General features: G+C 43.2%; 9 protein-coding genes. 8 read left to right on the plus strand and 1 reads right to left on the minus strand.

What is annotated here, in order from left to right:
• Together VF500_RS14105 and VF500_RS14110 are read left to right on the plus strand one after the other, a co-directional pair.
• On the plus strand, positions 1-1,311 hold a 1,311-nt coding region (locus tag VF500_RS14105; protein ID WP_333783636.1), incomplete at its 5' end, for a glycosyl hydrolase family 95 catalytic domain-containing protein.
• On the plus strand, positions 1,308-2,063 hold the full coding sequence (locus VF500_RS14110) for an SGNH/GDSL hydrolase family protein (RefSeq protein ID WP_330860276.1): 756 nt from the start codon (positions 1,308-1,310) through the stop codon (positions 2,061-2,063). The genes VF500_RS14105 and VF500_RS14110, both read left to right, overlap by 4 nt.
• A 75-nt stretch (positions 2,064-2,138) precedes the next feature.
• Here the strand turns inward: VF500_RS14110 and VF500_RS14115 are convergent, their stop codons facing one another.
• Positions 2,139-2,405: a CHC2 zinc finger domain-containing protein gene (locus VF500_RS14115; RefSeq protein ID WP_121228102.1), complete on the minus strand. Its 267-nt coding sequence runs from the start codon at positions 2,403-2,405 to the stop codon at positions 2,139-2,141.
• 163 nt (positions 2,406-2,568) lie between these two features.
• Here VF500_RS14115 and VF500_RS14120 point away from each other — a divergent pair, with 163 nt between their 5' ends.
• From VF500_RS14120 to VF500_RS14145, 6 genes are all read left to right on the plus strand, one after another.
• Positions 2,569-2,970, plus strand: a complete 402-nt coding sequence (locus tag VF500_RS14120; protein WP_330860277.1) for a hypothetical protein — start codon at positions 2,569-2,571, stop codon at positions 2,968-2,970.
• Positions 2,971-3,184: 214 nt separating this feature from the next.
• On the plus strand, positions 3,185-3,634 hold the full coding sequence (locus VF500_RS14125; RefSeq protein ID WP_330860278.1) for a GNAT family N-acetyltransferase: 450 nt from the start codon (positions 3,185-3,187) through the stop codon (positions 3,632-3,634).
• A 125-nt stretch (positions 3,635-3,759) separates the two neighbouring features.
• Positions 3,760-4,128 (plus strand): hypothetical protein, encoded by a 369-nt coding sequence (locus tag VF500_RS14130; protein ID WP_330860279.1) that lies wholly within the window; start codon positions 3,760-3,762, stop codon positions 4,126-4,128.
• 44 nt (positions 4,129-4,172) lie between these two features.
• The gene (locus VF500_RS14135) at positions 4,173-4,646 is read left to right on the plus strand and encodes a Dps family protein (protein ID WP_091214541.1); all 474 of its coding nucleotides are present in this window, start codon (positions 4,173-4,175) and stop codon (positions 4,644-4,646) included.
• Positions 4,647-4,763: 117 nt separating this feature from the next.
• The gene (locus VF500_RS14140) at positions 4,764-5,459 is read left to right on the plus strand and encodes a LytTR family DNA-binding domain-containing protein (protein ID WP_330860280.1); all 696 of its coding nucleotides are present in this window, start codon (positions 4,764-4,766) and stop codon (positions 5,457-5,459) included.
• 97 nt (positions 5,460-5,556) lie between these two features.
• Positions 5,557-6,520: sensor histidine kinase (locus VF500_RS14145; protein ID WP_330860281.1), on the plus strand; the 964-nt coding region annotated here is incomplete at its 3' end.

A 6,520-nucleotide genomic window follows, 5' to 3' on the forward strand; every position in this document is an offset into this window, starting at 1 on the left:
AAGGAGTTACGTGCTCCGTGGAGTTCCAATTATACCAGCAACATCAATATGCAAATGAATTACTGGATGGCCGAGGATTGCAACCTTTCTGAAATGCATCAGCCATTATTTGACCTGATCAAAGGATTATCTGAAACCGGAACCGAAGTGGCCAAAGATTTTTATCACGCTAACGGTTGGGTAACGCACCACAATACGGATCTTTGGGCATTGGCCAATCCGGTAGGTGATCTTGGTTATGGTGATCCTGCCTGGGCTAACTGGCCAATGGGGGGCGATTGGCTTACCCGTCATCTTTGGGAACACTATTTATACACCGGTGATAAAGAATTTCTGAAAAATACAGCTTATCCTTTAATGAAAGGTGCAGCCGAATTTACTTTTGATTGGCTGGTACCTGATGGCCAGGGCCATTTAGTAACCGCGCCGTCCATGTCGCCCGAAAATGATTTTATTTATGCCCCCGGAAAAACGAGTAATGTTTCTGTATCTACCACAATGGATATGGGCATCATCCGCGATCTGTTTGATAACCTCATTGCTGCAAGTAAAGTATTGGGCGTTGACGCCGCTTTCAGGGATTCACTTATCGCCAAAAAAGCTAAGTTGATCCCGTATCAAATTGGCTCGAAAGGCCAGCTACAGGAATGGTATAAAGACCAGGAATCGTCCGATCCGCATCATCGCCATGTGTCACACTTGTATTCTGTTTACCCGGCCAATGAAATTTCAATAGCCGCAAACCCGGAATTAGCGGCAGCAGCAAAACGATCGTTAGAGTTACGCGGGGATGAAAGCACCGGCTGGAGCCTGGCCTGGAAGGTAAACCTTTGGGCAAGGCTACAAGATGGCAACCATGCCTATAAATTATACCGCGACCTGCTGCGCTTAACCGGTGAAAGCGGTTACAATTACAGCGAGGGCGGCGGACTTTATCCAAATATGTTTGATGCGCACCCGCCATTCCAGATTGACGGGAACTTTGGTGGTACTTCCGGTCTGGCCGAAATGTTGTTGCAAAGCCAAAATGGTGATGTACACCTGTTACCAGCCCTGCCTGACGCCTGGGCTAATGGTGAAGTAAAAGGCCTTGTGGCGAGAGGAGCTTTTGTAGTAAATATGAAATGGTCCGCGGGCAAGGTTGCAAACGCCGAAATCTTATCAAAAACAGGTGGTACCTGCCATATCATCTCCAAATCAAAATTGACTGTTAAAGGTTTAAATGCCTCACCCGTTAAAGTGAAAGAAGGGTACGAGTTGGTAATAAATACTCAAAAAGGCAAAACATATCAATTAGTAAGCAGCTTATGAGCAACAGCAGAAGAGATTTTTTAAAGAAAGCCTCATTGGCTGGCGCAGCGGCAATAGCTACGCCCGGATTAGTATCAGCTTCAGCGAAAGATGATCACTATTTGCCTGATGATAGTGTGGGTAAAACATTCCTCTTCCAGGGCGATTCGATAACCGATGGCGGTCGCAGCTTTGATAAAGACTGGAACCACGTTTACGGGCAGGGCTATGCTTACCTGATCACCGCCCGTATCAATTTTGATTACCCCGGCAGGGATTATCAGTTTTTTAACCGGGGTATTAGCGGCAATACCGTAAATGATCTTGCAGCGCGTTGGCAGAAAGATACTCTTGATATTAAGCCCGATGTGTTAAGCATACTGATCGGTATTAACGATGTACATAGAATAATAATGCAGGGCGCTAAAGCCACCGCGGAAGATTTTAGCAATGCTTACGAGCAGTTGTTAACCCAAACTATTGCCGCTTTACCCAATGTTAAACTGATTTTGCTGGAGCCTTTTATTTTACCCCTGGGTATGGTAAGCCAGAATCCTGAACTATGGGCAGCTGAAGTTCAAAAACGACAGGTAGTGGTTAGGACGCTTGCCCTAAAGTTTAATGCTATTTATGTGCCTTTGCAGGAGGTTTTTAATAAAGCATTGCAAAAGGCAAAGGCCGATCACTGGATCTGGGATGGCGTTCACCCGATGCCCGCCGGGCATGAACTTATTGCCCGTGAGTGGATGAAGGCAGTTAAAAAGTTGTATTAGAGTTTATAGTTTTAGCTCTACCATTATCACATAAAAAGGCGGACCGGGTAAACTGGTCCGCTTTTTTGTAAGCGCTTAGTGGCTTGCAGTTATCATTTGAATAGCTTCTTCGCGGGTTTTGTGCTCAATGGCCATTACAAACTCAACCGGGCCGCCGCCTTTGCCGCAGCCAAAGCATTGAAAGATGTTTTTTTCGGGCGATACCATTAATGATGTGGCCTGATCTTTATGAAAGGGACAGCGGCCTTTTAAATTTCTCCGGCTTTCTTCAAGCAGCACATATTTTGAAACAATTCGTACAAGATCGGCCTGTACCGGCGACAGGGAATGAGATGCAGACATGTTGGGCAATAGAATTTTAATTATCAGGCTGCGAAAATAATTTATTGATTTTATGGATTAATATTTTGTTGAAAAAAAGCCATTAGTATATTATTGGGGGCTTTTTGATGATTTTGTAGCGTTAATTGATGGTTATCCGTAATGGCTTAAAAACCTAATAGTTATGAAGCAAATATTCGCCTTTGTTTTAATATGGGCTATCGCAATAACCTCCTGCAAAAAGAATGATAATAGCCAGGTAATCAAACTTAACGGAACCTATACAGGTACTTTTCAGCGGAAAGTTTCGGGCACCGGCGCTGTATCAAACGTAAGTCTCAGCTTTTCTGCCGGTACATGGAACGGCGAGTCTCAAGTAGTCAAGTATCCAGCCCTTAACAATGGTTCGTATAATATAAACGGCAATAAGATCTCGTTTAAAAATGAATCGGCCTGGACAGCAGAATTTGATTGGTCATTGATCCTGAACGGTGATTATGACATCAACACATCAGGCAATGCGATAACAATCACCAAAACTTATAGCAATGGGATGTTGGATATTTATAAGCTGGTTAAACAGTGATCAATATAATATTTACAAGATTTACTCACAAATCTGTATAGCTATTTCAGGGTGGGGCGTTCGAGGATAGATTATCCTGCCGGATCCCGAACTTGTTTCGGGATCCGGCTTTTTAGTGACCGGTAATGCTACCTCATATTAACAGAAATAATTACTTTAGCTACCACAAGCAAAATTGCATCTTAGCGCCTTTGCGAGAGAAGAATCGAACCTCATGAACTACACCCAAATTTGCAAAGCATTCCATGATTTAACAGTTACTGAGCTATACCAATTATTAAAGCTCCGGAGCGAAGTGTTTGTGGTTGAGCAAAACTGTGTGTTTTTAGATGCTGATGATAAGGATTATGCCTGTCATCACCTGCTGTTATTTGATGATGAGCAGGAACTGGTGGCTTATGCCCGCATAGTTCCCGCAGGTAAATCATATGCCGAAGCATCAATAGGGCGTATAGTAAGCAGTAAAAAGGTGCGCGGTACAGGGGCAGGTAAAATCTTAACACAGGCCGCCATCGATCAAACCAAAAATATCTATGGCGATGTGCCCATCAGGATAGGCGCGCAATATTATGCTGTTAAGTTTTATGAGCAGCTGGGCTTTAAAATGGAGGGCGAAATTTATGATGAAGACGGTATCGATCATATTGAAATGATCCGGAATTAATAGGAGTTTAAACATCATCCGTATAAAAATACCGTTTAACGATTGCTTTTGCCCGCTCAACGAATTTGATACAGGCATTAAACGCCGGGCTGCTAATTTTATGTCATAACCTTAAAAGCTGTGCCATGAAAACATTGCAATTGCCACCCGACCCAAGAGATTCCGCTAAAAAACGGATCCGTGAAGTAAATATTGAGTTGCCAAAAGTACCCGTTCAGCAGGAGGTAAAACAGTCAAAACCCGGTTTAGATAATTTCCTGAAGCGATTTTTCCCGGATGATGCTCCCGAAAATCTGAGCACTACAGAGGCCGTAATTCGCGGGGCGTTGGTGTTTACCATGCCTGTACTGTCATCTATTGACTGGAATTGTCATACGCATACCATGATCATCATAGCACCCCTGATTTTTTACTTTGAGGTAACAGCTTTTACGCTATATTGCCCTGTGAAAAGGCTTTTCAGCAGTTATACGCATCCATCAAAATATGAATAAGTTATAATGCCCGGAATGAAACAATCACACAAAAACATAATATCATGAAAACAAACATCGGAATTAACGAAGCAGACCGTCAGGCCGTTTCAGATCAGTTAGCCAAATTACTTGCTGATGAATTTGTATTGTACACCAAAACCCGTAATGCCCATTGGAACATTGAAGGCCCCGACTTTCACTCCATGCATGTGTTTTTTGAACAGCAATACAACGAGCTTGATGAAATAATGGACAGCGTTGCCGAGCGCATTCGCAAAATAGGCCATTATGCTCCGGCTACTTTAACCCAACTGTTACAACTTACCCATTTAACCGAAAAACTCGATCATAAAAATGACAGCCTGGGCTTTTTGAAAGAACTGCTTGAAGACCATGAAAGCATCATCGAATTTATCCGCGGTAATATCGATCCTTTTGTTAGTAAATACAATGACGCAGGTACCAGCGACTTTATTACCGGTTTGATGGAAACGCACGAAGGCATGGCCTGGATGCTGAGGTCACATTTCAGATAAAATAATTCCCCCGTTTAAATAACCGCTTTTTCGGCTCAAATGGTCTTCCGGATGCAAACGGGAGACCATGAGCCAAAAGCAAAATGATTATCTTAGCAATATTATTCAAGCCTGCTCATGACCAGTTTAATTGTTGATGATAATCCCATTGCCCGCGCTACATTAAGCCATTTGGCCAGCCAGGTAAATGACCTGGATGTTATTTGCGAGTACTGTACCGCAATGGAAGCCTATAATCATCTCCAGAACCAAAACGTCGACCTCCTGTTCCTTGACATTGAAATGCCCGGAATGGACGGTTTGGAACTTACCCGCAATCTTAAAAACAAGAATATAGTTGTAATTTTTACTACTTCAAAAAAAGAATACGCTGTTGAAGCGTTTGAACTTAACGTAGCCGATTATTTGGTTAAACCCGTTACCCCCGGCCGGTTTTTACAGGCCGTGAACAAAGCCCGCGAAGTACTTGATAACCGCAAAGAAGAGGTGCAGTTGAAGAACGACGAGTTTATTTTTGTACGCGATTCAAACCTCACCCGCAAACTGAGGCTCGATGACATTTTGTATGCCGAAGCCATGGGCGATTACGTTAAATTTTATACCCCCAAAAAAGAATACGCCATACATGGCACGCTAAAATCGGCCGAAGAAAAACTGCCTTCCTCTAAATTTGTCAGGGTACACCGCTCTTACATTATCGCGCTTGATAAAATTGATACCCTTCAGGATGGAGGCTTGGTAATTGCTGGTAAGTTTTTGCCCGTTGCCGATGCCTATCGCAAAACACTGAACAGTCGTATGAACGTTTTTTAGCCATCGACAGGCTGGTGCAGTTTAACGATAGTTTGGCCTTGTTGAACGATTTGTGTAATTAAAATAAATTTATCACCTGCATATTTACTTATCACCAATGCGTTCAGCGTCATCAGTAATGGCTAATAAAAAATTTGCATACCTCATACTGGCATCATTTGTTGCAGGTACTATTTTGTTGCTGGTTATTCAATATAATTTTTCACAAAATATGCAGTCGATGCGTAAAGGCAACGAGAGCCTGCTGCGCGAATTGCATACCAGTAACCACCTCCGTGAAGTGGACCGTGACCTGTTAGGGGTTGAGGCCCGTATCAGGGCTGCTATAGCTACTGATGATATCTCGCACCTGGAGGGTGTTGACGCCAAGATCCAGTCTGTTAAAGATTACCTGGATTCGCTTCGCGGAGGTAACCATAATCCAAAGGTTAAACAATACCTTGACAGGCTTAATATTTTGGCCGACGAAAAAGTGCGGATCAAAAACGATTTGCTGAAGCATTACTATAAAACAGGTAACATGAACGATACCAGTTTTATTGCCAACCCGGGCGCACGCCGTATCTCTAACGAGATCACTGATGTTACTCACAAAATTTATGACAACCGTCAAAAAATGATGGATGACTTAAGTGAGGCTGTTATTGATAATAGTAGCAAAGCACGTATGTATGGCAATATCCTCATGGTATTCATGTTTTTAAGTGGCGGTACTTTGTGCTGGTTTATCGTTAACCAGTTTAGGCAGCAAAACAGGCTGATCCACAGGCTTAACGAATCGGAAAAGACCGCACGTGAAGCATTGCTCATTAAAGAAAACTTCCTGGCCAATATGAGCCACGAGATCCGTACGCCGCTTAACTCCATACTGGGTTTTACCAACCTGCTTAAACGCCGTAAAATTGATGCGGAAGCAGGTGAGTTCGTCGGTTCGATCCAGAAAGCGGGAGAGAATCTGCTGGCTATCATTAACGATATCCTCGATCTGTCGAAAATTGAAGCAGGCATGATGCGGATAGTACACTCACCGTTTAGTGTTCGGGGCTTGATAGATTCTATCG

This window comes from Mucilaginibacter sp. (assembly GCF_036383575.1).
Classification (GTDB): Bacteria; Bacteroidota; Bacteroidia; order Sphingobacteriales; family Sphingobacteriaceae; genus Mucilaginibacter.